Here is a 23,999-nt window from a genome sequence, read left to right on the forward strand (position 1 = left end):
TCACCTTGGGTAGGCTGTGCTCGGGGTTCCTGGCATCAGCATGCTGCGGGTAGGGTCGAAGCCCTGCGTTCCTGTCCGTGGCTTGGAAGCATCTTTGGCCTGGTGGGTCGTTACCGACTCAGCAATCTTCTTGCCGTCCAGGTGGATTGGCTGTGTCAGCTGCACCGTGAGTGACTGTTTTGGCGGAACAGGCGCCACCATCGGCTGCACATCCTTCGGCGCAAGGCTTGGCAAAAGTGCCCAAGGGGCTGGCGCGGCAGATGCCTGCGGTTGTGACGACTTGCCGCGATAATCATCTGCGAAGGTCGCCTTTGATATCTGCATTGAGGACGGCAAGATCAGGTTCGCACCCGCGATCAATGTGTTGAAGATCGTCTGCCAGCCAGTCAGGAAGACCAGAGCGAACGACTTGAACGCGCCACCAATATCGCCATTGAACAGCTTGATGAAGCCGGTTTTCATGTCATTCCACATGAGCTTCAGCGCACCACTGATCTCCTTCCAGTTGTTCCAGAGCAGGAAGGCAGCGGCGGCGATACCAGTGATGATCAGTCCGATCGGATTCATCAGCAGCGCACGACCAAGGCTCACGAAAAACATGACGATGTACGTCCCCATCCTTGCGAGCCATGGAACCAGCGGTGCGAGGGCTTTAGAGCTGAACAACATCATCGCTTGACCGAGCAGGAAGAACCCGCGCCCGGCGGCGATGAGCATGTTGATCAAACCACCGGTGATGAGGAACGCCGACAGTCCCATGAGCGCGTAGACAAACCCTTTCACTTTGCCCTGGTTGTCATTCATCCATAGAGCGAGGTCTTTCAGTGCCGGGTTCAGCTTATCGAGGGCCTTGATGGCCAGCGGGAGCACAACAGCGCCCAGATTCAACATCAAGTCACGCCACTTCGCGCCGAACTCCAGCTGCTTACCGGAGAGCGTGTTCTTGGCGTTCTTCTCCAACTCGTTGATACCGGCGGCACCGGCGTTCAGTTTCATGTTTTTCTCGATGTTGGCCTGCTGGAGGAACATCGTCGAATAGAGGTTGGACGCCGTTCGATTTGTGAAAATCGCGCCAATTTCGTTAAGGATTGCCTGTTGTGAGGTTATTCCTTTACTGGCGAACGCCGGCAGCATTACGGTCTGCATCCATTTGAATGGATCTGCGACCATCAGATCGCTGCCCGACACGGCGCCCGGCTTGATCTGCTTGATATTGCCGACCTTGTCGTAGTCGACCTTCTTGGGATCAAGCATGCCGATGCGCATGAGCTCGTTCGCGGCGCGGGCCGTGGTTCGACCCTGGACGAGGTTCTGATACCCGGACATGAGGCCCGTACCCACTCGGAAGCCGCCCATCTCCTGGATCAGCGGTTCCATGTTGTAGTAGAACTTGTCGTCAGCCATACCCTTGGCAGCCACGCCGCCGGTCTTGATGAAGTTCAGGTATTCATTCGCACCAACGCGTCCACCGGTTGCTGTTTGCACCTGCTGGATCATGTTCGCTTGCTTATTGAACGCCTCTTCGCTCTTCAGGCCGCCGCGCATTTCGATGACTTTAAGCATGTCCATGAATGCGCGATCTTTCATCGCGCCGCCTTCGTCGCCATAGAGCGCGGCGTTGGCAAATTTCATTTTGGACAGAAGCGGTACGACCATCTGCGCTTCGTGGAAATCGCCGAAAACGGTTTGTGCATCACGCAACAGGCCGAGGTTCTCGCGAATGCTGGTGCCGTAAGTGTTCATGCCGCTGGCGAATTTCACAGCGTCATCGGTGACCTTGTCGCCGAGCCCGAGGGAGCGGAAGCGCTCTACCTCGTTCTGAAACTTCTTGGCTTCGTCGAGCGGCGTCTTGAACATCGCAGCGATGCCAAGGCCTCCGGCGACCATGAGGCCCCCAATAGCGCCTTGCTTGCCGATAGACGCCAGCTTAGCATTGAGCTTGTCGACATCCTGGCCCGTGGTGGCCAGGCTCTTGCTGATCATCAGCATGCCGGCGCTGACGTGGTTGATGAGCGAAAGCTTGACGGCAACCGAGTACGCCTCAAATGCCATAATCAACATTCCTATTCTGTGGGTGAATCACATGGCAAATGGGTATCGAACGTACGAATGGCGAGGCAACCGGATCGAGGAAGTAGGCACGAAAAAACCCGCAGCTCTTGGCGTGCAGAATGGCCTGCTGCTATTCACACTTTGCAGCTTGGGTCTCGTCTTTGCCGGCGGAGCTCTGTGCGCGATCCTGTTCACGCTGTATGCGCTCTTCGTTCGGTGATTGCATGAAAAAGCCGCCGCGCCTTCAAGCTCGGTAGTGGCTGACGATTTGAAGCTCGATGGAGAATACGGTTGCGAAGACCAGGGTACTCAGCAGTCCCGGCAGGTGCTGATGCAGAACATCGTGTCAGACAACCCGCACTACGTTGCTCAACGGGCTGAGATGCGTGAGTCACTGGTCAATCTTTCGACCTTCATGTGCAAGCCGCTGACAGGCAAGTTCCGCGTGTTGAAGCGAGATGGCCTGTATACGCAGGTCAAGACCGACAAAGGCTCAATGTGGGTCACGGAGTAGAGTCGTAGCCCAGCGAGGCATGAATTGCAGAGCCTCCAATCAGGCCGGTAACGGTCGCCAGCCCCAAAACCCGCCGGATGTACTCCTTGTTGCGAAGCACTGCCGGTCCCATCACCGGGCGCGCCGGCATCTTCGGCGTTCCAAATTCGTGATAGACCATCTTCTCGTCCGTTGAGCCGATCACCGTCTCCAGCACATGCGTGGTGTGGGTGATGCTGTTCTGCATCGCCCCACTGGCAAGCAATGGCGCGTCGGATGGATAGCCCATCTTCGCTTTCTGTTCCTCGGTGGAGTCGGCAAGATCAGCCCAGGCGGGAAACGGACCAATACCTAATTGGTAGTGCCCGATTTCGTCCTTGGCAGTCGTCTCGACCTTCTCCGCACACTTCTCAAGCCCCTCGTGGAGGCTGGCCAGCAACGTTACTTCCTGACTGACCAGGTGCAGCGCGAGGCTACCCAAACTGCTGAATTCCATGGTCAGTCCCCCTTCTCGAATTGCATGCTGGACCAGTTCCATATCCCCGAGCCCTCGAATTCAGAGAACAGGATGGAAAAGGCGAACCGCTCGTAATCGGTCAATGGTCCGCAGTCGAACAACCTATCGAACGGAACCCCGTTTTTCACCAGCCAGCAATCGCGGCGAAACTCGGGGTTCGTTGCTAGTTTTTTGCTGCGGCCTGCTCGGCGCCGAGGCCTTCCTGAAGTGCTTTGGCGTCAGCTTCAGCCTTGGCGGCTTCGTACTTATTGATGAAATGGCCGTTGATGGCCTCCATACCCTCTTCACCCAGCTCTTTCAGGACGCCCTCGATCTGCGTCAGCGTTTGCGGCAGGCCATATGGAGTGTCGTCGATATAGACGACCATGGCGGCCGGTAGCGCGAAACCCGACATGTATGTTTGGTTGCCGGCAGTCTCGCCGCCGACAGCCATCACCACGCGGCCCTGCTCGAGCGGGCCGAGCTTGCGCAACTGGATGGTGCGGCCTTTCGAATCCTGGATTGTTTCGAAGCGCGGTTTCTGGTCGACATGAACAGGCGCCGCTGCTTCGTGAACGGTTACTTTAGCCATGGGTACATCCTCTGGTCAGCGAGTCGTCAAAAGGTGCATGGCGTGCGGGGTGACGAGTCCCGCGCCCTGCCGGGCTGCCATGCGAACAGGGTCAAACCTTGATGCGGCGGCGAGCGGTGAAGGACATCGACTGACGAATCGTCTTGTCGCCTTCCTTCTTACCTGCGCCTTCAAGCTTCAGAATCACGTTGGTGTAGCGCCAGGTAGTGCTGCCGCCGCCGATTTCCTGAATCGTTTCGGTGATGGTCGCGGGGGCCTGGTTGACGCCGTTGTAGTAGTCGCTTTCGAACTGCGCCCACCAATCATCGAGAGTAGAGTCGACGCGCTCTGCTTCGAACGTGCCGGTCCAACCTTTGGGAATCATCAGCTCATCGGTCAGGCCGTTGAGCGGGGTGATGTCTTGGTTCGTCACCTTCGGCTTGGAGTCGAAGTTCATCAGCTTGCTGAGCCGGATTGGCCCCGTCGGGGTGTTGATGTCGATCGAGACATCCTTCCCCGTGTTGTATCCGCCTTGACCGGGCATGGCATTCTCCAAATGAAAAACCCGGCGCTAGGCCGGGCTGGGAAGTGGTTTCAGCGCTTAGGTGCGCGGGGTGGCGGATGCAACGATCGAGACGGACTGGCCGGCCTCGAGGTTCACAAGGAAGTAGCGGATCACGGACAGGTATTTGACCTGCACGTCGGCTTGCATGTAGCCCAGGGCGACGCGCGAATCTGGGTTGTTCGCCTTGTCGATCTGGACCGAGAACGCCGGGCCGCCGTTGACGTCGCCGATCATCCCTTGGTCGACCAGGGTCTGCAGGAAGCTTTCCATGGTCGACTTGGTGGTGCGGCGGACATCTGGCGTCTGCAACTGCCCGATCACACCGCCGAATGATGCCGCGATGGTCAGCGAGATGAAGTTGGTCATCCGGGTGTAGTTGTCGCCGTTCACCGCGGAGTTGCTGGACACGTTCAAGCCGGAGCGATGTCCGAAGTAGCTGCCGCCCGGGCAAGGGTTGGTGATGACGTCAAGGCGCGCGGTGTTGATCGCGCCAATTTCGGCGATGCTGTACGGCTGTTGCGACAGGTTGCGCTGAGTCGACACCGCGTTGGTGATCGGCTTGTTCAGCGGGCTCTGGTTCGGCGACAACGCGGCGATCTTGGCCGCCGCGAAGGTTGCCGGAGCAATCATGCGCTGCTGGCCGTTGACCTGATCCTGCCAGTACACCCAGTCGCCAACCATGACCTTCAGTGCGTAGCTGTCGCAGCCGGCAGTGGTCAGTGCAGTGCTGACGGTGACGTAGGAAGCACCCGCCGCACCCTGCGTGACCATGTAGCAGCCTTCGGACAGACCGTAGGTCAGCATGGTTGGCCACTGCGTGCCGTCGGTGACGTCGACCAGGTTCGCGACTTGGGCGCCACTGCCACGCAAGGCGTACATGCCCTTGCGGGTTGCGCCGGTCACGCCGTCCACGCCGATCAGCACAGCATCGGTGATGGTCGTGTTGCCGGAAGTACCGGTGGTGAACGCGATGGTCTGCGTGGTCGCTGGAGCAAGAATGCTCGCACCCACGGAAGCAATCACCAACTGCGACGGGCCGCGAATGCCGGATTGGCCGTTGTTCACAGCGCTGACGATGTTCGCCCACAACGCGCCGGCGGAGCCGGTGATGTTGTCGAAGACTTCAGGCGCAACACCTGGCAGCGTGATGACCAGCTTCCAGCTTGCGGCGGCAGATCCTGCGGACAGGGTCGCGCTGAGCGAGTTGCCGAGCGTACCGGTGTAGAACGCCGTCAGGGTCGCGCCGGTGGCGGCAGCGGTATCCTTCAACTGGCCGGTCGCCGCAGTATCGGTGCCGTCAGTTACTCGCACTGCGCGAATGTTCGAGGCGCCGCCCTGAATCGACACCGCAATCGCAGTGCACAGGTCGTACTTGCGCACAGCCTGCGTGCCGAACTTCTGCGACGCATCGCCAGGCGAGCCGATAAGCGTCGAGGCGCCGACCGGACCCCAATCAGCCACGCCGACAATGCCGAGAATGTCGGTCGCCACGCCGTTGATGTAGCGGGTTTTCGGTGGAACGATCTGGATGTAGAGATCCGGGGCCTGAAGAGCCGCCGTATTCAAGCTGCCTGCCGGGTAAATGGGCATGGCGTCCTCCTAATGAAAAAACCGCCTCGATGGGCGGTTTCTTGTGAGTGGGTTTCGCCTGTTAGGCGTTGGCGACTTTCAGGACGTTGCCCGCGCACTCGCCCGCCAAGATGGCGGCGACTTCATCGGGGTCAGTGATCTCCTGGCCGACTTGATAGTCAGCAAAGGCGAACTTGACGGTCAGCTTGTATGGCGAGGCTTTGGCCTTTGCCGGATTTTTTTCGGAGTCCATGTCGGGCCTCAAGGGTTCACAGTGATTACAGGAAGCCCGGACTGGGCGTTGACGATGTTCAGCACCGGAGCGATGACTTCGGTTTGCTGTTGGGTCTGCGTGGTGGCGTAATCGATCAGATAAAACAGGTCCATCCGGTACAGGTCCGCCTTCTGCAACTGGTCGGTCATCAGTGATCCGGAGGATGTGATGATCCCGAAGGAACCATCGGTGAAGGAGATGTTGTTGCTATCGGAAAGGACCGAGTCGATGGGACTGGCCACCGCATCACGCGCTTCGGGCGTCTGCGCCCAAATCGTGATCTGCACCGGCTGCTCCTGGCGCTTCGTTTCCTTGATCGCTGTGCCGAAACCACCGACACGCGCAAACACAGCATGAGCCCCTGTCAGGGTGATGACCGGCCCAGCGCTACTGGCACCCGGAATCAGCGAAGCAAGCCCCGCAGCTGCGGTCGTGAGCGTATCCGTGACCTGCATGGCGTAGACGTAACTGACACCATTCAGATTGATCAGCAGGTTTTGCTTGCTGATCGTGCCGGAGAGCGTCACCACCGCGCCGACAACCGTCATCACAACGGTGTGCGACGGGACGGTGAGCGGTACCCAAGAACCGCCCAGATATCGGGTGGTCTTCCGGTCCTTGCCGGCCGGGAAGATGCTGATGTGCGCCTTCCCTGCCGCCAGATCCGTTTCAAGCTCGCCCGGCACCGGCCAGCCAGGGTAAATACGCACCGGAATGCCCGAGGCGCTTGGCTGACCAGTCCCATTCGGGTACATGATCGCGGCGACCTGTGAGGCCACCTGCTTCATTACGTCGGTAAGGCTGGCCATCGTCACACCTGCGCTTGCATTGCGGTGATGCGCCAGCCCATGTCGGTCAATTCAGCGCTCGAAATCATGTATTTACGGCCCAAGTCGTCGCGGATGATGTCGCTGGTGCGGAACACCACACCCGGCCAGACCGGCATGAGGATCGCCCACCACGGGGTTTTGACGTCCAGAGGCAGCTTCGTCTCGTTCGTCTCGCCCTTCGTGCCCTGCAAGATGCTGGCTGGCCAGCCCTCCATCAGCACCGCTTCAGTCGTGGGCTTGTCGCCGGCCCAAGTGCCAAGGCCAACGCCTGCATCTTGACCGACTCGCAGCACGTCCACCGTGCGATTGGTCTGCACACAGAGGATTGGCAGCGTGTCCTGCATCGCGGCGATGAAGAACGTGCCCTGCCGGCCGACGAGAAAGTCTCCGACGGCAAACTCACGGGCATCGAACAGGCCCAGCCAGTCAGCTTTCCCATATTTATTGGGCGCCGAGTACTTGAAGTTCGTGGTGAACGACACGGGCAGCGTCTGCAAAGCGGTTGACGACAGCGGGTTACTGGCGCTGGTAGCGCGAAATTGCTGGTAGTCGAAACCGATTCGCTTGGCGGCCTTGCCGTAGCCGATGTAGATCTTGGCCTGAAGCTTTGCACCGTCCATGTCAGCCCCTTATCAGGCTGATTCCGCCTGTACCGAGTGAAGGACCTGGCTCAACACCGATGAATGCGCAAAGCTCGCGCCGCCACAGCCGGTACAACTTCATCCGGTCAGCAACTTCGTTTTTGTTGTGCACCCAGACGGCGGCCTGGTCGGTATCAAGATTCTCGGTGGACGAGAGCACGTCTGTTTCGAGTCCTGCCAGTGTGGTCAGAAACGTCACGACTCGTGTTTCTTCCTCTGGGCGCAGCGTAGCAAGTCGATGATTCAGCGCCTGCCAGGTGATAGGAGCAACCTGCCCCCACGCCAAATCGTTGTCGCTGCTCAGCGGTACGTCACCACGCATCGGATATCCAGCGAAGCGCCTCACATCAGAGAGCTGCAAGTCGGTCAGCATTTTCAGCTCTCCAGTCAATGTTGTAGGGGATATGGTTTACAGCTCTTTCCATCCGATACGCTTGTGATCCGCCAAGCACGCCGGGTGAACTTCGAGCGTTTCACCATCCTTGGTGACCTTAACCAGGTGCGAGTTATCCACTTCGTCCTCGGAACTGTCCTGAATGGCAAGTTCCAGTGCATGGAGAAATTCTTTTGCTTTTACGGTAAAGGCGTCCTGCTCTTCAGCAGACAGCGCCTTGAATTCTTCAGCCTTCAAGCCGCTCAGCTCAACAGCTTTGGCGAACAGGGCTTCCTGCTGAGCCCTTTCGGCTTTTTGCTCTTTGGTCAAACCAGCCATGATTCATTTCCTCTTGAGCAGACAGGGGCCGAAGCCCCTCTCCGTGACAGACAGTTAGCCCATGACGACGGCGACGTGCTCGCCTTGAACGACTTTGAAGCCGTAGGCGATGTGCAGCTGCCAAGTGGTCATGCCGTAACCAGCGATTTGCAGCAGGAGATAAGTCATGCCGAATTTGTCGCTGATCATTGTCTGGGTAATGATCGGGTTCGCCGGAATGATCGGCGCGCGCATCACACCCACAACAGCCGAGCGCTCGAACGCGAGGTTCGGCACGTAGTTGTTGCCTACGGTCAATGCGTTGGCAGTCGGGATCACGATCTGAGCGCCAGGGCGGCCCAGAGTGATGGTGCCCGGAGCAGCAACACCGTTGTTCACGACGTACTTGTTGACCGTGTCAGCCGCGAAGGTTACGACGTCACCAGCCAACACAGTCCCGGAACCGGTTACCAGCGCAACGCTTGGAACGTCGATGCCGGTCGATCCAGAAGTGACGTATCCGGTGCCAGTACCCTTGGTATGCGCGCTGATGCCGGCGGACTCGCGAATCGAGAAGCCGAACTGACGCAGAAGATCGCCGGAGCGACGCTCTTGGTCGTTACCTGCTTGGTAGGCCTGCTGGATGATGCCGAGCTTGCGTGCCGAGGTGCCAGCGGTTGAGTCGATGCAGAGCTGCAGGTCAGCCATCGGCGCGCCGTTGTCGAAAAGTACCTTGCGCACATCAGGGATGATGTTGATGTCCGTCGCGAATGGGTTGGTGCCCGCGGTACCGACGGCTCTGGTAGCACCTACTTTAATCGCGGTACAGGCAGCGACTTCGGCCTTGTTCCGCAGAGCACGCATGCCTTGGGCAATCATCTGGCGTACCCACTCCTTATCGGAGCCGGCATTTTCCAAGCTTTTGATCTGCTCGCCGGTGAGGTTCCAGTCGACATAGTCGGTATTGGTGATAGTGACGGACACGCCATCGGCGGTGGCATCATCGCCAGTCGGCATAGCCATCGACGGGGTGAAGGATTTGACGGCGCGGATCGGCGCAACCGGGACTTTGACAGCGTCGCCGACGGCAACACCCTTGTCATCGAAGTCGGAGGTGATTGCGGCGATAACGCCGAACGGTTCGTTGGACACTTCCTGGGCGGCACTGTAGAGAACCGGCTGGAGAGCGGTAAAGATGTTGGCCATGTGGCGGTTTCCTTATGGCAATAAAAAACCCGCACATGGCGGGCCTGGGATTTGGTTGTGTTAATCAGCCCTTGATGATGACGCCGCTATCCATCGCTACAGCCCGCTGCTTAGCGGGAAGAGCATCGAAGTCAGCCTGTGTCATCACTTTCGAGCCACTACCGCCACCGTGGCCCGCGCCGCCGCCGTTTCCGGTAGCAGGGAACCAGTGAGGACGGGAGTCCTTCATGTCGTTGAACCATTCGGCAAGCGTTAGTGGTTTGCCGTCCTTCCCGTATTTGCCCTCTCGAGCAATAGGGTTGCCTTCATCGTCCAGTTCGAAGTCTCGGGCTGCTGCCAGCATCGCGTCTTCCATGGCGTACTTGTGCACGCCTGCGGCCGATGCGGCGCCGATCACCTCACCTTTGAGCACGCGCGAAGCGAACTTTTCGGTACGCGATGCATGACGCTGGGCTTCTTCCTTGGCAGTCGTCAGTTCCTTGTCGAAGCCTGACTTCATACGTTCGGCACGCTTGTTGAGGACGGTTTCGATGTCTCCTTTCGCAATCAGCTGTGCTTCTTCGTCATTCGCGAACTTCGCGATCATGCCGCGCACTGCTTCAGGGTCTATGCCATCAAAGCTTTTGAGCTTGTCGCTCGTCTCTTTGAACTTACCCAGCAGCTCGGAATTTTTGGTCTTCAGGCCTGTTACGGCCTCACCAACTCGAGCATCGATGATTGCCTGAAGCTCTGGAGTGATTTCCGGGCCTGACCCGCCGCCACCTCCACCGGTTCCACCTTCACTGCCACCCTCTTCCGCCATCAGCGGATACCACCTGCCGAAAATGAACATCTGCTAACCCCTTGGGTTCGTTGGCCGCCTAGCGGCAATAAAAAAGCCCCGTCATTGACGAGGCCTGTATGAATCATCGTGTGACCGGAGTTTCGGCTACCGGCTTCGGCTGCGCTGCTATCTTGGATTTCTCCTCCTCCCACTTCCTGTCGCCAGACACGACATTTCGGCGCTGCATTTCGGCGAATAGAGTTTCGTCGGAGAGCTTGCCAGCCGTTGCCATGTTGAGCAGCAGCGGCAAAGTCGTTTCAGGTGCGAAGTCGATATCGAAGTTGCCGTTGACCTCAACGTGACCACCTTCACTTACGCCGGACAGCTCTGCGAAGAACTGCAGGAGTTGATCAAGCGAGTCCTCAAGATTGCCTGCCATGGTTTGCAGAGGGCTCAATTCTTGAGCGGCTTCGTCTTCAGCCTGCGTTGCTGTTTTGACTGCTTGCTTTTCCCGCTGGAGCAATTTGGCTCCGGCGACGCGCATTTGGTCCTCAAGATCTTGCAAGGAGGTCCTACCGGCATCGATTGACTTGCCAGTGTGTTCGACCCACTTCATGTCGCAGTTGAGCGGCAACCTGGTGGCCGATCCAGCGCCAACGACGATGGTATCCGTCTCTTCGAGGCCTATCACCGCGAGCATAGGCACCCGAGCAATATGCAGGATGTTGTCCTGATCGCTTTGGGACTGCCAATGTTTGACGTTGAGGTGCGCGAGCTCCAACAGCGGCGGCTTAGCCGTCATATAGCCAGTGCGGTCGGTATAGAGCGTACTCAGCGGGATGTGGCCGAGCGAAGTTTTACCTTCGTCGTGCATCACCCAGGTTTTCACGCCTTTGGCATCAGTCTGCTCGCGGTAGGTCGACCAACCACCTGGTACCAGCACTCGGATCTGCTCGATGCATTTGACGCCAAATGGCCCATCGTCTTCCTCAACCGATTCGATGTAGCGAAACTGGGTAAGGATGTGCTCGCCACCTTCGTTGGTTGCTCGCCAGCTGATGACTTGCTGCGGCCGAATCATGATTGCGTAAGGCCTAGCTTTGATCGCTTGTGCATCAGCGAGCGTTACTAACTGCCCAGTGTCGCCTTTAGGCTTGATGTTCGGGTATTCGGCAAGCGCATGACACAAGCCGTGTGACAGAGCTTGACTGAAGTACGACTTCGCCCAGACCTGCAGATTATTGCCCTGACGGTCGAAGTCTTCGGTGAGCTCCTGAATCGGGGCCGGAACGTCTTTACCCAGCACAATCGGCTCTGCGAATACCCGACCAGTGTTGTTCTTTACCGTCTCGCTGTACGCAGGGAACAGAGTTGAAAGCTTCAGCCGATCTTGATAGGCCTTACTCTCCTCTTGTGGCCACTTTGGGAGCAGCGCCTCACCCTCCTTGCGCATCGCTTTGGTGCCGACCATCAGAGGATCGACGATGGCCCAATCCTCACGCATGGCTTCCACTGCCGGCAGCGTCTTGCTTGGGTCATCACTCATATTCACATTCTCAGAGGTTCGCTTTTCGCGATGCGTTTGATGATCGGGAATTCTTTGTGGATGAAGTACCCGCCTGCGTCGTTGGCGTGGTCATTGCCTTGGCTCTTGTCCGGCTCGCCGTTGGGCGCCCAGATCTGTTGCTCCAGGCCGTCCGCATAGGTCGGGCAAGTAAACGGGTTGACCAGGTAGCGCCGCTCGCCGGCCGCGTTGCAGAACATGGCGTTCATGGCGTTGATCCGATCCTTCACCGGCGGGTTCGCCGCCGGCGCGATCACTGCGAAACCGGCCTGCTTCAGCATGGCGATATCGGTAACGCTGGCGTTGACCGACTTTCGCGAGTCTCCTGAGGCGTCCGGATAGATCCGGATTTCGCAGGTCTTTTCGAAGTCGTTGCCGTTATAGCGCCAGTAGCGTTCCTTGATCCGTTTGATCATGTCCGGCGTGTCGTACCCTTCAACCAGCTCATCCACCGCGCGGGGCATGCCGTTGTCGCGCTTGACGTGGGTGATCGCGGCCATCTTGCCGACGTTGAAGTCCATGCCAATGAACAGCGGCTCACCCGGCTGCACAGTGTCGAAGCACTGATTCAGCTTGCGATCATAGGTGTGATAGATCGATCCAGAGGTCAGGTTGACGAACTGGCCATTGAGATAGGCAAGGATCAACTGATCCGGGTACGACTCCATCAGCGATGGGATGTAGTCGTCGGGCAGGTTCAATTCATTGTCGAACGTGCTGGCCTGCACCAGCCCGTACATATCATTCAGCGCTGGCTTATCGCGCAGTTGCTTCACGAACTGCTGGAAGACGAACTTGAAGCCTTCCGGGGTAGTGGTTACATCGACGCCGTTCTTCAGCCCGGGAAGGTTGTAGCGCATCCGGGCAATGATTTTGCGCCAAGCCTGCTGAGCCTTGATCGACGTCAGGACGTCCAACTCATCGACCAGCGCGTGACCGACCTTGAAGCCGACGATGGTTTGCGGCTTCTCCATCGATCGGCAAATCACTGTGCCGCGATACTGCCGGCCGCTGTAGATGTGAACCTCATGGTTCGCCTGGTTGATCTTGGTCTTCAGCCCCCAGTCATACGCCACCTCATCCATTGTCGGATAGAAGATGTCGCGGATCTGCGGGTAAGTCGGAGCGAAGTAGCCAGCGTTGACGCCCGGCCACTCCATGAAATGCTTGCTCAACGCCGAGCAGCCCACCCAGGTCTTTCCCGAGCCGAACCCGGCAACGAATGCGCGGAACTTGTGCGGCAGCGTGAGGAACTGAGCCTGCGGAACATTAAGGCTCGGCATTTGGCTTCCTCGCGTCCACTACGCGCACTTCAATACTCGTCGGAACGGCGGGCTCGTCGTCGGGTTCGTCTTTGCGGTGGCGATTGACGTAAATGTCACCGACTTCCTTGGCGGCCTGCTCCAGCAACTGGGCAGTCAACGCCATGTTCTTCATGTTCTCGGCCTTCTCGGCCATGCGACCCAGCGCCCGGAGTCGATACGCACGGTTGGCAATGGGGATATCAACAGTCTCTTCACGAAAGCGCTTGCGAGCCGCATGGAAGAGTTCGACCCACTTGGCGCCAAGCCCCTGCCCAGCGTACTTCGTTGGGTCATGGGACTCGCACTGCTGGCGGCTCAACTCAATCCCGAATTCCTTCTTGACCGATTCGACCACCTGAGATGGCGTATCAAAGCAGGCAAGAGCCTGCACGATGAAGGCTTTGACCTCGCTTCGTAGTACTGCCATATGGTTGTCATCCGTCAAAACCTGTCATGGGATTCAGGCCGACTTGAGCAGACAGGTTCCGCAGGCCCTCGAAATGTTCAATGTCCCTACCTCAGCAGGTCTGTTTGCTGCATCTACCAGAGCCTGAACGTCAGCGCTCGCACCGTAACGGCGGACCACTCCGACGAACTCTTCCACGTCGTGGCCGCGCATCTTCAGCTTGGGACTGCCTTCCTCGGTGAAGGCTGGCTGACCATACTTATCGGTCGCCTGGGCGATGTGGTAGAGCTCGTGCTCAACCAGCGCGCAGAAGTCGGTATCGCTGCAGGTGTCACAGTAGTCGGCAGCGAGAGTGATGATGAAAGCCGGCACATCGCCGAACCAATCAAACATCTGCTGCTCCATCCGGGCTTTCTGCCATCCACCAGCGCGGAACGCTACCTGTTCGGTCTGGCCGAGCACTGTCCTTCCCTGCTTCTCGAAGTGTGACGACGCCCACATGAACCTGACATCAGCATCGATAAGGTGAGCATGGTCTTCGTTATGGATGCTTCCGGTGTCGGCCAATATCTCGGAGCTCAGCCACTCCCACACTTCAGGCGCTGGAGTGAGGCGGATACCGAAGTCGGATAGTCCTGACAGCCCCAGGATCGAGGCAGGCGGCATCGGTCTGTTCACGAATCACCTGGCACTTGAATTGATGGCTGGTTGTCGGTATTGGTGAGGGCCAACTTAACGTACGGAGATCGCGCATGGATTTTGAAATAGCGGACATTGAAGTCAACCCAGGGGCCGAAGACCAAGTACGGCTTGCCGCAGTACCGTTTCACTTCAACCCCGGTGAGCGCTCTCTATACACAGGCGCAGATAATACGGGCGGTATCGTGCAGCGTGCTGGATGGCTAGGCCTGCAAGTCGATGCCTTCAAAGGGTGGCAATCGGTTGACGTCATCTCGGTGACAGGAAGCCAAGGCACCGACGCAGTGTTCGAAGTGAAGCGTAACTTCAACACCCCAATGCAAGAAGGCGAATGGCTGTGGTTCCCTGCTATGCCTCAGAAAGTTGAAGAGTACCGAGACTGATCCATCCGTGCCGTACACACCTGCGGCACACCTACTCCGCCTTCACGGTGAGTGTTCTGATCTTGCCGCCAGTGCAATTGTCTCGCTTCATGGCCATCTCGACAGCCTGATAAGCTGTTGCACCCATGTCCATAGCGGTCAGCGCGTGTTCCGATCCGCTTCCGAGAGCGTAAGGCTGATCTTGAATCAAGGCCGACTTCCAGAAGCCTGTGTTCTCATCCACGGCGGAATGCCAAACAGCCCCATCGGCTATGATCAGCGCAACCGCACCGCAGTCGGCAACCTCATTACCGAAGTAGGCACTGATGAGCTTTTCGAAGTCTGCGGTACCGCCTGAACAGACGAACCTGACGCCGTCGCGCTCCAGGCACTTGTCGAAGTCGTCATAGGTGATCTGGTTGCCACGAGTGATGCGGCCGTCATAGGCGATGATGCCGTCCTTGTAGGCGATCGTGGTCATATGATCTGGCCCTCGCCCATTCGGAACACTTTGATCTCACCCCATACAGGATGGATATCGACTGTCTCGCCATCAGAAGAATGCAATGGTTGATCAGCCACCACCGCAACGCCGGCCAAGGTGTCGCACCAGATGACGTGGCTCAATTCCGATCCGTCGAGGATGACGAGCCGGCGCCCGCGACCATCACCGACATAGTGCACATGATCACCACATGGCTCGCTCATGGCTGCATCTCATCAGTCGGGACTATCTCGCGGTAACGCTTGGCTGCCCGGGCGTGCTTGTGGAGCACTTCCTCATCAGCTTCAAGGCCGGCGAGATAGGCAAAGGTGTGCACGGCCACAACGTAGAGCCTGAACCACCAGGGGTAGTAGGCCTTCAATGTGATCTTGGCCATGGCATCACCGGATGATCTGCAACCAATTGCCAATATTCCGAGCGTTTTCGGCCTATTCGCGCAATCTATTGCGGGTGGAGAGTGGCGCCCGCACGAAGCCAGGCGCCCTTTGGTTTAAACGGTTGGCGTCTCAGCGACTGGTGTCAGGTTCGCCTGCGGGATCGCACGTACAACAGCGATTGCGGCAGCAAGGAAGCCATTCACGGCGGCGAAGAGTTCAGGGCTCACCAGCGCCTGGAGCCCTGGCCAGAAGTAGGCGGCCGCATTGAGCAGAGCCAGCAGGCCGGCCAACTGAACGCTGTACATCTTCCAGAGCTGTTGCCATTGGGGAATCAGGTTCATGTCTTGTCCGCCTTGTTGGGGTTGTTCAGGCATTGCTCGCAGTGCAGGTATCGGCAGAGCCAGCCTTTGACGCGCGGCCAGTGATTGGCGACGAACCAGTGACGAAGTCCAGCCAATGCGAGAGCTCCATGGAAAGTGACGCCTGCTGTGGATGGCGTCACGAACACCGTCTCCGCCCGCGTGACGATCGCGAAGCCAGACACCATGATCGCGGCGTAGATGACCTTGCCGACAATTCCGTCATGGACTCGCGCGCTCAACATGCACCACATGGCCCATAAGCTGATAACGCCGATGAACAGGGTGCTCAATGTTTGAAGATTCATGGGTTAACCCCCTCCGAACTTCGAGCGAATAAGCGCCCAGAGGTCGGCGGCCTTGATGGCGCGGTTAATGGCGGTCATGAGCGACCCGCCGAAGGCTCCCAAGAGAAAGCCGACACCGGCCACATTGCTGGGGTCCGTGATGCCAAGGTAGGTGCTGACAATCCCGGTCAGGTACAGGGCGCATGCAACACCAGTGATCAAGAAGACCACCCACGCCTTCCAGTCCGTCAAATCGTCCTTGTGCCACCAGCTCGCGACAATGGCGCCGAGGAATCCAGCAACGATCCATTCGGTCTTGTCGAGCAGGCGATGAATGAATTCCATGCGCTCGACCTCTCAGTTGCATGTGGTGGGGGAAGAAAAAACAAACCGATCAAACTAAACATAAGTGTTTACAGTGAACATTTATGTAGATACAATGAACCCATCAACACAACAGAGGAGAGCTGATGAAATACAACGAATTCCGGCGATGGCTGGAGGCCCAAGGGGTCGAATTCTCGAAGTCAGCAAACGGCAGTCACTTCAAGATTCGATACAAGGACCGACAGACGATCTTCCCAAGCCACGGCGCCAAGGAGATAGGCGAAGGACTCAGGAAGGACATAATCAAACAACTGGGCCTCAAGGACTGAGGCTCTACCCCGGAATGCGAAAACATCAGCTCCCCTAACGAGAGGAACCATATGTACTCATACAAAATCATTGCCCATGAGGAGCATGACCACTTCTGGTCGACATGCCCGGACATTCCGGAAGCACACAGCGTCGGTGATACCCTCGAGGAGCTGCTGAAGAATGCAGTCGATGGGATCACCTTGGCGCTTTCGATCTATGTGGATCAGCGACGAGAGATCCCTCATGCATCAGGTGCTGGGGATCACTACGTCCGGCTGTCTGGCGTGACAGTGGCGAAGGCGATTCTCTGGAATCAACTCATCCACACCGGCAAGACGAAAGCCGACTTGGCAGCCATGCTGAAGATCTCGCCGACGGCGGCCGCGCGCCTGGTCGACTTTGAGCACACCTCAAAGCTTGAAAGCCTTGAAGAAGCTTTGGCCTGCTTTGGGCTGCGGCTTCAGATTACGCATGAAGCTGCCTTTGCTGCGAGTACGCCAATGCGGCATGTACGCTGATTCACGTAGCGCAAACAAAAAGCCCCGCTCAATGGCGGGGCTTCTTTCTGTCATCACCTACATGCGCAAGTACGACAGGATGACGCCATAGTGGCTCACTGGCTCAGTGATTGTCAAGCAGCTTCCATGCCAATTAACCCCTCATGATCTAGAATTTCTTGAGCGGCCTGTAAAGCCTCGTCTACAGCTGACTCCAAACTCTTGCGGATGTCCCTCCGCCACCGCTCTTGGGTCTTGATCGGATGCGGCTCATCGGTCCAATTATCCATCTCGTACCAGCCGGCCGGCAGCACATTCGTCGATCGCTTCCCCTCCACGCCGGGCAGCTTCGGCAATGCCCAGGTAACGACGGCGCAGTGACGGAAGCGCTCAGGCGCTGGTGAGCGGATGGCGCACGTCAGCTCAGCGATGGCTGCATGCTTGCGGTCGGTGTGCGTGGAGAACTTCGCCACCAGCGCACGCCACTGAGCGGCTTCCAACCCCTTGTGCAATCGGCCGAACACCCAGCAATCAGTCAGGAATGCTGCCTCCTTCCCGACGATCTCCCCCTTCTGCTTGGCGCACTGCACCTTCGGTTCAAAGTCGCAGCCCCCGGCCGAGTTGATGGTTTCGGCGGCCAGAGCACGCACCACTGCGGATACCACATTGCGATAGGTCATATTGAATCCCCCTTAAACCGAATACACAGCGCGACGTTTCGAAGCTTCAGCACCTGGCACAGCGTTCGAGATGATGTCCTTCACCTCTTCGGCACTGATGGTGATACGGCCCTTCTCGCCATAGGTCTTGGAGCGCAGCACGGCACTCAGGCATGCGCGTGAACGCCAGCCTCCGTCGTGTGCGTACTTGTCACCTGGTGCAAGCTGGTTCCACGATTCAACCGTGACGCCGGCGGATTCCTTCGACTGCATGCGGTGGTGGATGTGACCGATGTCGATGTAGCGGTAGGTCGCCTCGCCCCAGTCAACCGAGAAGTCGGTCGCCATCACGTCGATCAGGCGATCCGGTTTGCACTTGTCGCTGTGGTGACACATGACGAATGTGTTGCCCATACGGTAAGGGATGAACACACTGGAGTTGTCGAGGACGTGAAGGCGAGGGTTTTCCTGATAGACATGGTTCAGGAATATCCGCATCCAGACATCGTTCGACCGGGAGTGGTTGCCCTGGTTGACGATTACGTCCACGAACTGAAACTTGCTCAACGCCTTGTCGACGATTGAGCGCATAACGCGGGCGCAGACCTCGATCATCTTCGGGTAGCGGCTGTCGAAGTCGAAGTCGTGGCCGGATTCACTCTTGGCCGTGAAGTCCTGGTAGTGCGACATGTCCCCCAGATCCTGTATGACGCAACGCTCACAGCTCGGCGCGCGGTCGATCAGCTTGTGCATGGCGATGATCAATTCGCGCTCGGCGATCTTCAGATCGAAGTTATGCCCAACCTCATGGGAGTGCGCGAGCATTCCGATGTGGGCATCGCCGATCTGGAACCACGGGATGATGTCGGTATCCAGAGCCTCAATAGGCCCTCTGATTTCAGGCAGAGGATTGAAGTCTTCCATGAAAGCATTGGCGAATGCTTCGTTGAGCTCGCGCTGCCGCTCGTGGTCGATGCTTGTTTTCACCCATTGCAGCACAGGCGCCTTGACGCCCTCCTTGTACAAGCTCGACGTGCCGCGTAGGCGGTAGCCGTCCGGCACGATGTGGGTCATGTCGTGCTCTGGGCTCCACCCTTTGCGGACCATTCGTGCCTTGCGCTTCTGGAGGCTGCGGATATGCATTCCAAGATGTCTTGCCGCCTCAGGCATGGTCATCGCCTTGAGCACTTCGATGACCTGCTCGTCCGTGACTTTACGTTCGGCCATTACGCGTCTCCAGCGATGGTGTAGTGCTGCGGATTCTTGTCTGCGTGAACTTCCTTCAGGCGCGCCACGTGAGGTGTGAGGCTATTGATCAGTGCGCGGTAGCCGCCTGGGTGCATGCGGTCGTCGTTGAGCTTTCCGGCGGCCTCTGCGTCGACGATGATCGCAAGACAGGCAAGCGCATGAGCCAGGTGAGGCAGCCCGCTGTCCGGATCCACCGCTTCCCCTTCGAACCATGCGTTCAGGTGGCGGCTGGCTGCGTCGTAGTAGATCGAGGCCCGCACGCCAACGGCACGGAAGTTTGACCGACCGTACTTCAGCATCCCATCGAGCAGACCGAGGCTACCCAGCGCGGTAGCGGTCACGGGCCACAGGTGCAGCGGCAGCTTTCCGCTTCCGATCAGGTCCTTTGGATTCGTTGGCTTGAGTTCGGTCATACGGCTGCCCCTTTGCGATGGAATTTCGAGTCGTACCAGCGGTAGAAAAACTGCGCGGCGGTAATACCGATGGATCCGCCAAACCCGGACACGACCAAGAAGTTACCGGTCGAGATATTCGAATGCGCGACGGCCCAGATGTAGGCGAATTGCGCCAAGGTGATCATCCAGCTCACGAAGAAGCCGGCGACGATCTTGTCGTCACGCAGCAGCTTGCTGTTCAGGCCAAGTAGGAACACCTGGAAGAACGCGGAGATGAAAATGATCGGGTACTGAAGCTCTGGACTCATGCAGCCACCTTCTGGCTGCTCAGGTGATCAGTACATGCCGTTTTGGCCTTTGCCAGGTCCTTGCCCGAGTGCAGGATCTTCCCAGCCGGTGTCCGGGCGATGTAGGCCGCGCCTTCCTGCAGTGCGTACTTGCTCAGCAGGTAACCCTCTTCGCTGGACATGCAGTTCTTGCTGATCGCTTTCCAATTCATGGCCGAATCCCCCGAGCAGTCCGTTCCTGGCGCATCAGCCGGCGGCAACCCTCAATGCAGCCAACACCGAGAATCAGCATGAAGGCCAACCACAGGTGAAGCAGGATTTCGCTTGGAATGGTGGTCATCATGGCATCACCTTCTTCGCGCACTTCTTGCAGCGGTCCCAGTTGCCGGGTTCGAACATCGGCATCTTGTCGGTGCTGGCAGCATCAATCCCGCAAAGTGAGAGCCAGTAGGTCGCACGGCCATGGCTTGTCAGAACGGCAACGCCCTTCCGCTTGGTGAAGTAGTGGGCCTTTCCGGTGATCGGGAACATTGGCTTGAGCCAGCCTTTGGCGGGGCTACTCGCTCCGCCAGTCATTTGCGCAATCTGGTTCATGCTGCTGCCCTCTTGAGTTCGCGGGTTTTGGCGCGATAGTCGGCGGTGATCACTTTGAGATCTGCGATGGTGTAGCGCTTGGCCTCATGAGGGCCTTCGAGCCATGCCAGTTTCTCGGCGCCGATCTTCTCCAGCAGCCGAGGGCGATAGCCGTGGATGTTTCCGGACTTCGACAGGTTGCAGTTCTTGTTACATTGGAGATGCACATTCAGCGGCTCGAAGCGGAGCTCCGGGCATGATCCGGTCGTCCTGTAGTGGCCGGCGCAATACTGGACGTCGGCGGTCGTGCCGCAGGAAATGCATGGCTGTCCGGCATCGCGTAGGCGAATCCAGGTGTTGAAGGCTCGCTGTGCATCCCTGAGGTGGTCTGCGCGACTTTTCAGGGCCTCTTTACGGACCTTGATGTCACGGCGCTCTATGTCCGCTAAGGCCTTCCGGGTGCTTTCCTTGCCTTGCTCTGACTTCCCGTGAGCGATGGCGCACTCGATCTCTCCGCACACCGCCTGTGCGTCACGGGAAGGCGTGAACATCACTCGGCAGGACGGGCAGCGCTTGCGACGTTGGCCGCCGGATGTGAGCGGCGTCTTTCGCTGCAGTGGGGTGCGCTTCATGCGGCCTCCTTGCTCAGCAGGTCGCCGAAGAACACACCCTTCTCTGTGAAGTCGGCCACGATGCGGTCGGTATAGGCGATGCCCTGGGCTCGATTGAACAGGCTGGTCACCGGGAAGCCTTCCGGGCCGAACAGCTTGCAGTCGCCCATCATCGCCAGCTTCTCTTCGTACGGCAGATGGCGCATCACCCGGTACCAGGCCTCCTGGAACTCCGGATCATCATTCAGCAGGATCTGCACGCCGAAGTGAAGCTTGCAGTGCTTGCGCGCATCCGAGGCATCACCGATCTGCGTCATCTCGGCGATGCGCTTGTAGAAGGCGAACCACAAGGCGTTCTGATCCAACGTGCGGTCCTTGCCCGGGCGCAGCGAAACCACCACGAACTTCTTCTCGCGGAACATGGCGGTCAGCATGCCGATGGCTTCGGTGAGCTTGCTGGAGCTGTTCACGCTGATTTTGTCAGTCATTCGAACCCCCTTGCTTCATCCGCCCAAGCTTTGTGCGACGCCATCTGTGCCGAGATGCGCTTGGCTCTTCGTTTCTGATCGGCAGCGAGAACGCGCCGGCAGTTCTTGCAGCTGACATCTGCCTCAACACTGGTTTGCTTGATTTCGCCCCACTGATGGCAGTGAGGCGAGCAATCACACTCCTGAAGGGCACAGCTATGCGATACGTAATGGATGGTTTTCATGCGCGCCGAACTCCTTTGGCCTTCAACTCAGCCAACGACCCACAAGGCGCGCAAAGCTTCACGCCTTTGACTGCCTCGCGGCGATCCTCGGGAATGTCTTCACCGCACTCCTCGCACTCAAAGGCACTGATGCCTGTGTAGCGCGGGATGTTGGCCAGCGCGTGCTGGCGGGTCTTTTCAATTACGTCGTCGGCGTCGTCGCAGATGTCAGCCATGAGATGCCCCTTGGTCCTTGTTCTTGCCGAATTTCGAGAGCAGCAGCGCGCGGGCGGACTTGCCGTCGGCCGGGATGCCTTGCTGAAGGATTCGTGCTTGGGTTTGTTGGTCGGCCAGTTCGTTGGCCAGTTCGAATTCAGTCTTCTGGCTGTCGTGGCCGATGCCGGCGAGGATCTTCCCGTCGAGCGGCAGGCCTGCCACGGCGCGGCGGATGACGATCTCGTAGTTGCGGTCGAAACGATCGTGCAGGCCCTTGTCGCCCTGCTTCGCGGCGCGCAGGTCGAAGATCCCGGTCTCGTTGGCAGCGACACGGACGCCTTCATGGCTGTAGGTGCCCATCAACGCCTCCATCCATGCATCCGCAGCAGCAGGCATGCCGAAGTCTTCAGGCCCGGGCGTGCACATGGCGATGAACTCACCAACGCTCGGTGCGAAAGGCTTCTTGAGCTTGCGGCAGTTCTGAATGCCGAACTCGATCTGCTCCAGGGTGCGGATGCCAACGGCGGCGAACTCTTTGATCCATTCGGCTTTGGCAGCGTCCAGCGCTTCCGTCGACGGCCAGGCTTGGCGCCATGCAGGGAATATCCCTCGCAGGCGGCGGAACAGATCGTTCACTACCTCGGCGGTCTGTGGCGTCACTGGCAGCGGATCAGGACGATCTACGGCCGGCAGGTTGCCCATGGTCGCCATTAGTTGGTTGGCTGGCTTCATGGGCTCACCACAAGGCCTTCAGCCCAGGCACTGCTGTCGAAGTCCGGTTCGCTGGTCTGGCGGCGGACAGGGAATTGGCGAACATTGCTGGCTGATGCGAAGTCGCGCTTCACCCACTTCACCAGCAGGCTCACCCAAGACACCTGGGTCTCGAACCGCCCCGATGCCGAGTAGTGGCAAACGAATGAGGCTGTCGCTTCGTCCGTGAAAGCGTGAACTGGAATTGCCATGCGCAATGCGTAAGCCTTCAGCAGCTTCTCGTCAGGCTTCCACTCAAGGGTCATCTCGCATGGGGTCTTTGGGTCGACAGGTTGCTCCGATTCAGGAAAATCGAATTCGCCCGCGCCATGAGAGTTGTGTTGATCTTCTCCTATTCCCTTCCCTTCCCTTCCGGGGCCGAGCGGTCGACGACCAGTCGACGACTCCTCGGCGAATTGTCGACGACCGCTCTCAGACTGGTCGTCGAATTCAGTGGGAAAAGGTGGATATTTGAAGTTCTTCTTCTCGATTTTCTGATGCTTCCAGCCGAGAACATGAATGTAGATTTTCCCAGCGACGCTGTAGCTTTGGGTCAGGTTCGAACCTTCCAGCTCGCCCAACAGTTCGCTAACTTCATCAGTGGTGATGTCGTCGCCAGGGAAGACGAGGGCCTTAATGGTCCGGGGCGAAAGCGGATGATTTCCGCCGTCATCACAGAAGTTCCAAAGACCAATGAACAGAAGACGAGCAAGCGGTCGGCAGGACATCACCTGCTCGCTCGACCAGAACTCCGGTTTGACAGTTCGAATGCGGGCCATCACATGACCCCCTTGACGCTTCTTTCGGTGTCATTCATGATTCGCTCCAGAACGTTTTGCAGTGCGCAACGTAAGAAACCACCTGGCCGGGTGGTTTTTTTTCGCCTGCTGTTTGGGTGTATCTATTCGGGGTCTTCATCAGCCCCTCCTTTTTCAGGCCCTTTTAAGTCCGGCGGATGGTTGCGCCGGGGTGTTGGCAGGTTTCGAAGCTTTCCTGCTCCCTTTGGCCTGGTCTTCTCGAAAAAGCGTTCTGCTCCAAGCTTTGCGGCGTACTCATCGGGCGTCATGCCCGCTTCTTTCGCCAACCGTTCAAGCTTTTCGTAGAGGCGCCCATCGATCCCATGGCAGATCGTGGTTTCAGGCACATAGCCTCCTTCAGGCCCTTCAGGCCGACATGTGTTTACCGGTAGCATCTGTCTCAACGATGCTTTCCAGCTTTTCCTCAACGCACATGCGAACGAATACGGCGAGCTGAAGCTTGTGGAGGCGCGCTACTGCTTTCAGCGCTTCATAGGTTTCGTCGTCATAGCGGGATTTGATCTCCCGATCCTTTAGGTGGCGTGTGTCGTCGTAGGCCATTTATTGATTCCTTGCGTGGTTGAAATTGGTTTCAGCGGCGTAAGTGTTCGGTTCGTTTGTG

Annotated in this window: 40 protein-coding genes; 4 read left to right on the plus strand and 36 right to left on the minus strand. The window is 58.1% G+C overall.

What is annotated here, in order from left to right:
• Entirely contained in the window at nucleotides 1-2,061 is a 2,061-nt protein-coding gene (locus D882_RS01000000130715; protein WP_155953687.1) for a hypothetical protein, read from the minus strand.
• 211 nt (nucleotides 2,062-2,272) lie between these two features.
• On the opposite strand from D882_RS01000000130715, the gene D882_RS0100870 reads away from it, so the two are divergent.
• Nucleotides 2,273-2,566 carry a hypothetical protein gene (locus D882_RS0100870; protein ID WP_155953688.1) on the plus strand — a complete coding sequence of 98 codons (294 nt, stop codon included), beginning with the start codon at nucleotides 2,273-2,275 and terminating at the stop codon, nucleotides 2,564-2,566.
• Here D882_RS0100870 and D882_RS0100875 read toward each other — a convergent pair.
• The 15 genes from D882_RS0100875 to D882_RS0100950 form a co-directional block, all read right to left on the minus strand.
• Entirely contained in the window at nucleotides 2,556-3,041 is a 486-nt protein-coding gene (locus tag D882_RS0100875; RefSeq protein ID WP_027921493.1) for a hypothetical protein, read from the minus strand. The two genes, D882_RS0100870 and D882_RS0100875, sit on opposite strands and share 11 nt — an antisense overlap.
• A 184-nt stretch (nucleotides 3,042-3,225) precedes the next feature.
• Nucleotides 3,226-3,633: a hypothetical protein gene (locus tag D882_RS0100885; RefSeq protein ID WP_027921494.1), complete on the minus strand. Its 408-nt coding sequence runs from the start codon at nucleotides 3,631-3,633 to the stop codon at nucleotides 3,226-3,228.
• Nucleotides 3,634-3,724: 91 nt separating this feature from the next.
• On the minus strand, nucleotides 3,725-4,156 hold the full coding sequence (locus tag D882_RS0100890) for a hypothetical protein (RefSeq protein WP_027921495.1): 432 nt from the start codon (nucleotides 4,154-4,156) through the stop codon (nucleotides 3,725-3,727).
• A gap of 57 nt (nucleotides 4,157-4,213) precedes the next feature.
• Entirely contained in the window at nucleotides 4,214-5,767 is a 1,554-nt protein-coding gene (locus tag D882_RS0100895) for a tail protein (RefSeq protein WP_027921496.1), read from the minus strand.
• 61 nt (nucleotides 5,768-5,828) lie between these two features.
• The gene (locus D882_RS1000000132825; RefSeq protein ID WP_177327588.1) at nucleotides 5,829-5,999 is read right to left on the minus strand and encodes a hypothetical protein; all 171 of its coding nucleotides are present in this window, start codon (nucleotides 5,997-5,999) and stop codon (nucleotides 5,829-5,831) included.
• Between the two features lie 8 nt (nucleotides 6,000-6,007).
• On the minus strand, nucleotides 6,008-6,829 hold the full coding sequence (locus D882_RS0100905) for a hypothetical protein (RefSeq protein ID WP_027921498.1): 822 nt from the start codon (nucleotides 6,827-6,829) through the stop codon (nucleotides 6,008-6,010).
• A 2-nt stretch (nucleotides 6,830-6,831) separates the two neighbouring features.
• Complete coding sequence (locus tag D882_RS0100910; protein ID WP_027921499.1) at nucleotides 6,832-7,470, minus strand: hypothetical protein; 639 nt, start codon at nucleotides 7,468-7,470, stop codon at nucleotides 6,832-6,834.
• Between the two features lies 1 nt (nucleotide 7,471).
• Nucleotides 7,472-7,864: a hypothetical protein gene (locus tag D882_RS0100915; RefSeq protein WP_027921500.1), complete on the minus strand. Its 393-nt coding sequence runs from the start codon at nucleotides 7,862-7,864 to the stop codon at nucleotides 7,472-7,474.
• 36 nt (nucleotides 7,865-7,900) lie between these two features.
• On the minus strand, nucleotides 7,901-8,203 hold the full coding sequence (locus D882_RS0100920) for a hypothetical protein (protein ID WP_027921501.1): 303 nt from the start codon (nucleotides 8,201-8,203) through the stop codon (nucleotides 7,901-7,903).
• Between the two features lie 54 nt (nucleotides 8,204-8,257).
• On the minus strand, nucleotides 8,258-9,388 hold the full coding sequence (locus D882_RS0100925; protein ID WP_027921502.1) for a hypothetical protein: 1,131 nt from the start codon (nucleotides 9,386-9,388) through the stop codon (nucleotides 8,258-8,260).
• 64 nt (nucleotides 9,389-9,452) lie between these two features.
• Entirely contained in the window at nucleotides 9,453-10,220 is a 768-nt protein-coding gene (locus D882_RS01000000130720; RefSeq protein WP_050590125.1) for a hypothetical protein, read from the minus strand.
• 73 nt (nucleotides 10,221-10,293) lie between these two features.
• Nucleotides 10,294-11,697: a DUF4055 domain-containing protein gene (locus D882_RS0100935; RefSeq protein WP_027921503.1), complete on the minus strand. Its 1,404-nt coding sequence runs from the start codon at nucleotides 11,695-11,697 to the stop codon at nucleotides 10,294-10,296.
• A 2-nt stretch (nucleotides 11,698-11,699) separates the two neighbouring features.
• A complete protein-coding gene (locus D882_RS0100940) occupies nucleotides 11,700-12,998 on the minus strand; it encodes a terminase large subunit domain-containing protein (protein ID WP_027921504.1) in 1,299 nt (432 codons plus the stop codon).
• On the minus strand, nucleotides 12,985-13,446 hold the full coding sequence (locus D882_RS0100945) for a DUF2280 domain-containing protein (RefSeq protein WP_027921505.1): 462 nt from the start codon (nucleotides 13,444-13,446) through the stop codon (nucleotides 12,985-12,987). The genes D882_RS0100940 and D882_RS0100945 overlap by 14 nt, the downstream gene beginning before the upstream one ends.
• 33 nt (nucleotides 13,447-13,479) lie before the next feature.
• On the minus strand, nucleotides 13,480-14,103 hold the full coding sequence (locus D882_RS0100950; protein WP_027921506.1) for a putative metallopeptidase: 624 nt from the start codon (nucleotides 14,101-14,103) through the stop codon (nucleotides 13,480-13,482).
• 74 nt (nucleotides 14,104-14,177) lie between these two features.
• Between D882_RS0100950 and D882_RS0100955 the strand changes: the two genes are divergently transcribed.
• Nucleotides 14,178-14,507: a hypothetical protein gene (locus tag D882_RS0100955; RefSeq protein ID WP_027921507.1), complete on the plus strand. Its 330-nt coding sequence runs from the start codon at nucleotides 14,178-14,180 to the stop codon at nucleotides 14,505-14,507.
• A gap of 31 nt (nucleotides 14,508-14,538) precedes the next feature.
• Here the strand turns inward: D882_RS0100955 and D882_RS0100960 are convergent, their stop codons facing one another.
• From D882_RS0100960 to D882_RS0100985, 6 genes are all read right to left on the minus strand, one after another.
• Nucleotides 14,539-14,967, minus strand: a complete 429-nt coding sequence (locus tag D882_RS0100960; RefSeq protein WP_027921508.1) for a proteasome subunit beta — start codon at nucleotides 14,965-14,967, stop codon at nucleotides 14,539-14,541.
• Complete coding sequence (locus tag D882_RS01000000130725) at nucleotides 14,964-15,194, minus strand: hypothetical protein (RefSeq protein WP_032833374.1); 231 nt, start codon at nucleotides 15,192-15,194, stop codon at nucleotides 14,964-14,966. Before D882_RS01000000130725 ends, D882_RS0100960 begins: the two co-directional genes overlap by 4 nt.
• Nucleotides 15,191-15,367, minus strand: a complete 177-nt coding sequence (locus tag D882_RS1000000132555) for a hypothetical protein (RefSeq protein WP_155953689.1) — start codon at nucleotides 15,365-15,367, stop codon at nucleotides 15,191-15,193. Before D882_RS1000000132555 ends, D882_RS01000000130725 begins: the two co-directional genes overlap by 4 nt.
• A gap of 114 nt (nucleotides 15,368-15,481) precedes the next feature.
• A complete protein-coding gene (locus D882_RS0100975; protein WP_027921509.1) occupies nucleotides 15,482-15,709 on the minus strand; it encodes a hypothetical protein in 228 nt (75 codons plus the stop codon).
• The gene (locus D882_RS0100980; protein WP_027921510.1) at nucleotides 15,706-16,035 is read right to left on the minus strand and encodes a hypothetical protein; all 330 of its coding nucleotides are present in this window, start codon (nucleotides 16,033-16,035) and stop codon (nucleotides 15,706-15,708) included. The genes D882_RS0100975 and D882_RS0100980 overlap by 4 nt, the downstream gene beginning before the upstream one ends.
• A gap of 3 nt (nucleotides 16,036-16,038) precedes the next feature.
• The gene (locus D882_RS0100985; protein WP_027921511.1) at nucleotides 16,039-16,359 is read right to left on the minus strand and encodes a hypothetical protein; all 321 of its coding nucleotides are present in this window, start codon (nucleotides 16,357-16,359) and stop codon (nucleotides 16,039-16,041) included.
• 125 nt (nucleotides 16,360-16,484) lie between these two features.
• Here D882_RS0100985 and D882_RS0100990 point away from each other — a divergent pair, with 125 nt between their 5' ends.
• Nucleotides 16,485-16,670, plus strand: coding sequence for a type II toxin-antitoxin system HicA family toxin (locus D882_RS0100990; RefSeq protein WP_027921512.1), 186 nt, complete (start codon nucleotides 16,485-16,487; stop codon nucleotides 16,668-16,670).
• Nucleotides 16,671-16,721: 51 nt separating this feature from the next.
• Nucleotides 16,722-17,171 carry a type II toxin-antitoxin system HicB family antitoxin gene (locus D882_RS01000000130730; RefSeq protein WP_032833375.1) on the plus strand — a complete coding sequence of 150 codons (450 nt, stop codon included), beginning with the start codon at nucleotides 16,722-16,724 and terminating at the stop codon, nucleotides 17,169-17,171.
• A 113-nt stretch (nucleotides 17,172-17,284) separates the two neighbouring features.
• Here the strand turns inward: D882_RS01000000130730 and D882_RS0101000 are convergent, their stop codons facing one another.
• The 14 genes from D882_RS0101000 to D882_RS0101070 all read right to left on the minus strand — a co-directional run bounded on the left by D882_RS0101000 (nucleotide 17,285) and on the right by D882_RS0101070 (nucleotide 23,938).
• A complete protein-coding gene (locus D882_RS0101000) occupies nucleotides 17,285-17,830 on the minus strand; it encodes a hypothetical protein (RefSeq protein WP_027921513.1) in 546 nt (181 codons plus the stop codon).
• A 12-nt stretch (nucleotides 17,831-17,842) separates the two neighbouring features.
• Nucleotides 17,843-19,036 carry a hypothetical protein gene (locus D882_RS01000000130735; RefSeq protein ID WP_050590126.1) on the minus strand — a complete coding sequence of 398 codons (1,194 nt, stop codon included), beginning with the start codon at nucleotides 19,034-19,036 and terminating at the stop codon, nucleotides 17,843-17,845.
• Nucleotides 19,036-19,470, minus strand: coding sequence for a dATP/dGTP diphosphohydrolase domain-containing protein (locus D882_RS01000000130740; protein ID WP_050590127.1), 435 nt, complete (start codon nucleotides 19,468-19,470; stop codon nucleotides 19,036-19,038). The genes D882_RS01000000130735 and D882_RS01000000130740 overlap by 1 nt, the downstream gene beginning before the upstream one ends.
• Nucleotides 19,467-19,760 carry a hypothetical protein gene (locus D882_RS0101015; protein WP_027921514.1) on the minus strand — a complete coding sequence of 98 codons (294 nt, stop codon included), beginning with the start codon at nucleotides 19,758-19,760 and terminating at the stop codon, nucleotides 19,467-19,469. Before D882_RS0101015 ends, D882_RS01000000130740 begins: the two co-directional genes overlap by 4 nt.
• Entirely contained in the window at nucleotides 19,757-19,951 is a 195-nt protein-coding gene (locus tag D882_RS0101020) for a hypothetical protein (protein ID WP_027921515.1), read from the minus strand. The genes D882_RS0101015 and D882_RS0101020 overlap by 4 nt, the downstream gene beginning before the upstream one ends.
• Nucleotides 19,948-20,082 carry a hypothetical protein gene (locus D882_RS1000000133010; RefSeq protein ID WP_256218265.1) on the minus strand — a complete coding sequence of 45 codons (135 nt, stop codon included), beginning with the start codon at nucleotides 20,080-20,082 and terminating at the stop codon, nucleotides 19,948-19,950. Before D882_RS1000000133010 ends, D882_RS0101020 begins: the two co-directional genes overlap by 4 nt.
• Nucleotides 20,079-20,333 (minus strand): hypothetical protein, encoded by a 255-nt coding sequence (locus D882_RS0101030; RefSeq protein ID WP_027921516.1) that lies wholly within the window; start codon nucleotides 20,331-20,333, stop codon nucleotides 20,079-20,081. Before D882_RS0101030 ends, D882_RS1000000133010 begins: the two co-directional genes overlap by 4 nt.
• Entirely contained in the window at nucleotides 20,330-20,944 is a 615-nt protein-coding gene (locus D882_RS0101035) for a recombination protein NinG (RefSeq protein ID WP_027921517.1), read from the minus strand. The genes D882_RS0101030 and D882_RS0101035 overlap by 4 nt, the downstream gene beginning before the upstream one ends.
• Nucleotides 20,941-21,411, minus strand: coding sequence for a hypothetical protein (locus D882_RS0101040; protein ID WP_027921518.1), 471 nt, complete (start codon nucleotides 21,409-21,411; stop codon nucleotides 20,941-20,943). The genes D882_RS0101035 and D882_RS0101040 overlap by 4 nt, the downstream gene beginning before the upstream one ends.
• A 220-nt stretch (nucleotides 21,412-21,631) precedes the next feature.
• The gene (locus D882_RS0101050) at nucleotides 21,632-21,850 is read right to left on the minus strand and encodes a TraR/DksA C4-type zinc finger protein (RefSeq protein WP_027921520.1); all 219 of its coding nucleotides are present in this window, start codon (nucleotides 21,848-21,850) and stop codon (nucleotides 21,632-21,634) included.
• Complete coding sequence (locus D882_RS0101055; RefSeq protein ID WP_027921521.1) at nucleotides 21,843-22,562, minus strand: replication protein P; 720 nt, start codon at nucleotides 22,560-22,562, stop codon at nucleotides 21,843-21,845. Before D882_RS0101055 ends, D882_RS0101050 begins: the two co-directional genes overlap by 8 nt.
• Nucleotides 22,559-23,359 (minus strand): DnaT-like ssDNA-binding domain-containing protein, encoded by an 801-nt coding sequence (locus D882_RS0101060; protein ID WP_027921522.1) that lies wholly within the window; start codon nucleotides 23,357-23,359, stop codon nucleotides 22,559-22,561. Before D882_RS0101060 ends, D882_RS0101055 begins: the two co-directional genes overlap by 4 nt.
• Nucleotides 23,360-23,481: 122 nt before the next feature.
• On the minus strand, nucleotides 23,482-23,724 hold the full coding sequence (locus tag D882_RS0101065; RefSeq protein WP_027921523.1) for a hypothetical protein: 243 nt from the start codon (nucleotides 23,722-23,724) through the stop codon (nucleotides 23,482-23,484).
• Nucleotides 23,725-23,743: 19 nt separating this feature from the next.
• Nucleotides 23,744-23,938, minus strand: a complete 195-nt coding sequence (locus tag D882_RS0101070) for a hypothetical protein (protein WP_027921524.1) — start codon at nucleotides 23,936-23,938, stop codon at nucleotides 23,744-23,746.
• Nucleotides 23,939-23,999 lie beyond the last annotated feature (61 nt).

The sequence above is a fragment of the Pseudomonas sp. URMO17WK12:I12 genome (assembly GCF_000514395.1).
GTDB classification, from domain to species: Bacteria; Pseudomonadota; Gammaproteobacteria; order Pseudomonadales; family Pseudomonadaceae; genus Aquipseudomonas; species Aquipseudomonas mucoides.

Excerpts from the sequence above, each read along its gene's own strand:
- D882_RS01000000130715 (WP_155953687.1), bottom strand. The coding sequence starts at position 2,061 with ATGTTGATTATGGCATTTGAGGCGTACTCGGTTGCCGTCAAGCTTTCG.
- D882_RS0100875 (WP_027921493.1), bottom strand. The coding sequence starts at position 3,041 with ATGGAATTCAGCAGTTTGGGTAGCCTCGCGCTGCACCTGGTCAGTCAG.
- D882_RS0100885 (WP_027921494.1), bottom strand. The coding sequence starts at position 3,633 with ATGGCTAAAGTAACCGTTCACGAAGCAGCGGCGCCTGTTCATGTCGAC.
- D882_RS0100890 (WP_027921495.1), bottom strand. The coding sequence starts at position 4,156 with ATGCCCGGTCAAGGCGGATACAACACGGGGAAGGATGTCTCGATCGAC.
- D882_RS0100895 (WP_027921496.1), bottom strand. The coding sequence starts at position 5,767 with ATGCCCATTTACCCGGCAGGCAGCTTGAATACGGCGGCTCTTCAGGCC.
- D882_RS1000000132825 (WP_177327588.1), bottom strand. The coding sequence starts at position 5,999 with ATGGACTCCGAAAAAAATCCGGCAAAGGCCAAAGCCTCGCCATACAAG.
- D882_RS0100905 (WP_027921498.1), bottom strand. The coding sequence starts at position 6,829 with ATGGCCAGCCTTACCGACGTAATGAAGCAGGTGGCCTCACAGGTCGCC.
- D882_RS0100910 (WP_027921499.1), bottom strand. The coding sequence starts at position 7,470 with ATGGACGGTGCAAAGCTTCAGGCCAAGATCTACATCGGCTACGGCAAG.
- D882_RS0100915 (WP_027921500.1), bottom strand. The coding sequence starts at position 7,864 with ATGCTGACCGACTTGCAGCTCTCTGATGTGAGGCGCTTCGCTGGATAT.
- D882_RS0100920 (WP_027921501.1), bottom strand. The coding sequence starts at position 8,203 with ATGGCTGGTTTGACCAAAGAGCAAAAAGCCGAAAGGGCTCAGCAGGAA.
- D882_RS0100925 (WP_027921502.1), bottom strand. The coding sequence starts at position 9,388 with ATGGCCAACATCTTTACCGCTCTCCAGCCGGTTCTCTACAGTGCCGCC.
- D882_RS01000000130720 (WP_050590125.1), bottom strand. The coding sequence starts at position 10,220 with ATGTTCATTTTCGGCAGGTGGTATCCGCTGATGGCGGAAGAGGGTGGC.
- D882_RS0100935 (WP_027921503.1), bottom strand. The coding sequence starts at position 11,697 with ATGAGTGATGACCCAAGCAAGACGCTGCCGGCAGTGGAAGCCATGCGT.
- D882_RS0100940 (WP_027921504.1), bottom strand. The coding sequence starts at position 12,998 with ATGCCGAGCCTTAATGTTCCGCAGGCTCAGTTCCTCACGCTGCCGCAC.
- D882_RS0100945 (WP_027921505.1), bottom strand. The coding sequence starts at position 13,446 with ATGGCAGTACTACGAAGCGAGGTCAAAGCCTTCATCGTGCAGGCTCTT.
- D882_RS0100955 (WP_027921507.1), top strand. The coding sequence starts at position 14,178 with ATGGATTTTGAAATAGCGGACATTGAAGTCAACCCAGGGGCCGAAGAC.
- D882_RS0100960 (WP_027921508.1), bottom strand. The coding sequence starts at position 14,967 with ATGACCACGATCGCCTACAAGGACGGCATCATCGCCTATGACGGCCGC.
- D882_RS01000000130725 (WP_032833374.1), bottom strand. The coding sequence starts at position 15,194 with ATGAGCGAGCCATGTGGTGATCATGTGCACTATGTCGGTGATGGTCGC.
- D882_RS1000000132555 (WP_155953689.1), bottom strand. The coding sequence starts at position 15,367 with ATGGCCAAGATCACATTGAAGGCCTACTACCCCTGGTGGTTCAGGCTC.
- D882_RS0100975 (WP_027921509.1), bottom strand. The coding sequence starts at position 15,709 with ATGAACCTGATTCCCCAATGGCAACAGCTCTGGAAGATGTACAGCGTT.
- D882_RS0100980 (WP_027921510.1), bottom strand. The coding sequence starts at position 16,035 with ATGAATCTTCAAACATTGAGCACCCTGTTCATCGGCGTTATCAGCTTA.
- D882_RS0100985 (WP_027921511.1), bottom strand. The coding sequence starts at position 16,359 with ATGGAATTCATTCATCGCCTGCTCGACAAGACCGAATGGATCGTTGCT.
- D882_RS0100990 (WP_027921512.1), top strand. The coding sequence starts at position 16,485 with ATGAAATACAACGAATTCCGGCGATGGCTGGAGGCCCAAGGGGTCGAA.
- D882_RS01000000130730 (WP_032833375.1), top strand. The coding sequence starts at position 16,722 with ATGTACTCATACAAAATCATTGCCCATGAGGAGCATGACCACTTCTGG.
- D882_RS0101000 (WP_027921513.1), bottom strand. The coding sequence starts at position 17,830 with ATGACCTATCGCAATGTGGTATCCGCAGTGGTGCGTGCTCTGGCCGCC.
- D882_RS01000000130735 (WP_050590126.1), bottom strand. The coding sequence starts at position 19,036 with ATGGCCGAACGTAAAGTCACGGACGAGCAGGTCATCGAAGTGCTCAAG.
- D882_RS01000000130740 (WP_050590127.1), bottom strand. The coding sequence starts at position 19,470 with ATGACCGAACTCAAGCCAACGAATCCAAAGGACCTGATCGGAAGCGGA.
- D882_RS0101015 (WP_027921514.1), bottom strand. The coding sequence starts at position 19,760 with ATGAGTCCAGAGCTTCAGTACCCGATCATTTTCATCTCCGCGTTCTTC.
- D882_RS0101020 (WP_027921515.1), bottom strand. The coding sequence starts at position 19,951 with ATGAATTGGAAAGCGATCAGCAAGAACTGCATGTCCAGCGAAGAGGGT.
- D882_RS1000000133010 (WP_256218265.1), bottom strand. The coding sequence starts at position 20,082 with ATGATGACCACCATTCCAAGCGAAATCCTGCTTCACCTGTGGTTGGCC.
- D882_RS0101030 (WP_027921516.1), bottom strand. The coding sequence starts at position 20,333 with ATGAACCAGATTGCGCAAATGACTGGCGGAGCGAGTAGCCCCGCCAAA.
- D882_RS0101035 (WP_027921517.1), bottom strand. The coding sequence starts at position 20,944 with ATGAAGCGCACCCCACTGCAGCGAAAGACGCCGCTCACATCCGGCGGC.
- D882_RS0101040 (WP_027921518.1), bottom strand. The coding sequence starts at position 21,411 with ATGACTGACAAAATCAGCGTGAACAGCTCCAGCAAGCTCACCGAAGCC.
- D882_RS0101050 (WP_027921520.1), bottom strand. The coding sequence starts at position 21,850 with ATGGCTGACATCTGCGACGACGCCGACGACGTAATTGAAAAGACCCGC.
- D882_RS0101055 (WP_027921521.1), bottom strand. The coding sequence starts at position 22,562 with ATGAAGCCAGCCAACCAACTAATGGCGACCATGGGCAACCTGCCGGCC.
- D882_RS0101060 (WP_027921522.1), bottom strand. The coding sequence starts at position 23,359 with ATGGCCCGCATTCGAACTGTCAAACCGGAGTTCTGGTCGAGCGAGCAG.
- D882_RS0101070 (WP_027921524.1), bottom strand. The coding sequence starts at position 23,938 with ATGGCCTACGACGACACACGCCACCTAAAGGATCGGGAGATCAAATCC.